General features: G+C 66.2%; 3 protein-coding genes and 1 pseudogene. All 4 read right to left on the bottom strand.

Translation table 11 applies throughout. The features are described 5' to 3' along the window. A partial coding sequence (locus FGL98_RS24910; protein ID WP_246136744.1) for a hypothetical protein occupies positions 1 to 219 on the bottom strand: 219 nt, incomplete at its 3' end. Between the two features lie 35 nt (positions 220 to 254). Beyond that, positions 255 to 761 (bottom strand): hypothetical protein, encoded by a 507-nt coding sequence (locus tag FGL98_RS24905; protein WP_146321550.1) that lies wholly within the window; start codon positions 759 to 761, stop codon positions 255 to 257. 153 nt (positions 762 to 914) lie between these two features. Further along, positions 915 to 1640 (bottom strand): COG4315 family predicted lipoprotein, encoded by a 726-nt coding sequence (locus tag FGL98_RS24900; protein ID WP_186526398.1) that lies wholly within the window; start codon positions 1638 to 1640, stop codon positions 915 to 917. Positions 1641 to 1891: 251 nt separating this feature from the next. Further along, a pseudogene (locus FGL98_RS24895) lies at positions 1892 to 2176 on the bottom strand (ATP-binding protein); the annotation flags it as partial. Positions 2177 to 2325: the final 149 nt, after the last annotated feature.

The following is a 2325-nucleotide window of genomic DNA, read 5'->3' as shown; positions in this document are numbered from 1 at the left end:
CGCCATCAGGGGCACGAGAGACGGCTGATCTGGGTAGCCGAGTGCCGGGTGCCCGCCCGCCGCAATGAAATACAGCTCGTCTCGGTGATATCCGTACCGGGTGCTCGTGCCGATCAAGAGCAGGGCCTGCAGCAGCGCAACAGCTACGACCCACCGGGCAACGGGCGCCCTCCTACCGCTGAGATCCGGTGACGCCCCCGTCGACCCCATCTCGTTCACCATCACAGCGTGCGTCCGACATCAGGCATCTGGAGTCACGGCCCGCCAGGTGCGTGTTCGGACAGGTTCGCGTACCCGTGCACCGGCACCTGGGCATGCGGCCGATGGCGTGAGCTCAGCAGCCCGGTGACCGCGAGCAGCAGCCCTGCCCCCTCGGCAACGGCCGACGCCAGCTTGCCGGGAGGACCCCACGAGGGCTCATAGAGGTTGGGCAGACCAGCGAGCGGGCCCACGTCTAGATAGGTGTAGAGCACGACGGCGCCGGCCGCAGAGCCGGAAACCAGTGCGGCAAGTGCCCAGGCCAGCCGTCCTGGCCGCACCAGGACCACGGCTGCGATAACCAGGGCGACGATCGCCTGCACCCGGAAAAGATCTGCCTCGCCGATCAGTGCCCCATGCACCGGTTCGTAGAACGCCGCATCATCCAGGTGGACCACCGAGTCGACGACCAGGCAGGCGGCAAGGGAGAGCTGCAGGAACGCTGTGGCAAGGGATCTCCTGACTGACCTGCCACGGAGAGTGCCACCGCGTGACCTAAACATCGACGGCCTCTTTCACCCTGTCGCGCTGACCGGTGCACCGGGTAGCGAGCGTGGCGATAACGGGCATTGTCATCGTTCGCGGTCGGCCATCGAACGCCCGGTGCGCCCCGAGCCCCGCATACTCCGGCAGGACCATTGTGCCGCGGCCACGAATCACGTCGCACCGTCATTGTCGCTCGGGCCACCGTTGTTGTCACCGTCACCGTCGCCACCACCACCTTGGGGGATCGGGTTGGTCGGCACCCGCGAGGTCGTCGGCGGCGCCGGCTGGGTCGGCTCCGGCGCGATCGGTTCGGGTGTCGGCGCGTGACTCACGACCTGCGGTGGCTCCGAGGACATCGGGTCTGGCCTGGTTCCGTTGACGAGCGCTACAAACCAGACCCCCTTGATCCCAGAGCCGTTGGTCTGACCAGGTCGACGGTCTCCGGAGAAGGTGTAGAGCGGGTGACCGTCGTAGGTCACCTGCCGCCCACCGCCGGCGCGGGAGGTCGACCTCAGCCGGCCGGGCAGCATTGGCCGCGAGCCCAGTCGAGCGCCGCGAACGACCAGGACGGGTGGCCAGGCCATCGCACACGCTCCGGTGCACGCGCCGACTCCGTTCCGATCGAGGGCATACGTATAGAGGGTTCGCCCGTGCGGGTCGACCAGGGCCACACCCAGGCTGGTGAGGCGTTCTCCGATCGTCACGGTTTTGATGATCGGCGGGCGGGGGGCGTGCGTTGCTGGTGGTGCTGCCGACGCGGACACGTGAACCGATGGGCCGGACGCCGCGCTGCCCGCCTGCTTCGTCGACGAGGCCACTCCACAACCGGCCAGCGCCAGGGTGGCTACGCCGACAGCGACCACCACCGAATGCCGGGCACCGCGAGAGGTTCTCATATCTGATCTCCAATGATCACTCACGCGGCGAGTCCGAATGAGTTCGATACCTGGCATACGGATCGCTCCGCCAAATGGTTCATCGGTCATCGCGGGCGAATCGGTCCGATACTGAACACGTTTGGGGCCGAGTGGGCACAGCGGCCACCCGATGGTCCGGCAACTCCGGTCGAGTTGAGATATCGGTGGTGTCGACGACGGTCGAAAACTGGACGGTCTGGACGGCCGAAAAGTGAACGGATGTGGGCAGTTTAGTCGGGTTCGTGTTCGGTGGTCTCGCGGATGCTGGGCAGGGTGTCGATGCCGCGGTTGCGTAGCCGGTAGCTGGCTCCTTTGAGGGTCAGGACGTCGGCGTGGTGCACGACGCGGTCGATCATGGCCGCGGCGACGACTTGGTCGCCGAAGACGGTGCCCCAGCCACTGAAGGGCAGGTTCGACGTGAGGATCAGCGAGGCGTGCTCGTAACGGGATGAGACGAGTTGGAAGAACAGGTTCGCGGCGTCTTGCTCAAACGGTAGGTAGCCGACTTCGTCAATCTATGGCGATATCGCCATAGGTCGATCTATGCCGACACCGCGACTATGCCGAGGCTTGAGGTTTTGCCGGTGCAATCACGCGTTGTCGCGGTCGGTGTCCTCGGCATAGTTACAGGCTGAGCGCACGCTCGTAGTGCGGGGGCACCGCG

It is taken from the genome of Leekyejoonella antrihumi, assembly GCF_007845645.1.
GTDB classification, from domain to species: Bacteria; Actinomycetota; Actinomycetes; order Actinomycetales; family Dermatophilaceae; genus Leekyejoonella; species Leekyejoonella antrihumi.
Note: the sequence above shows the minus strand (reverse complement) of the source record. Positions and strands in the feature narration are given on the sequence as shown.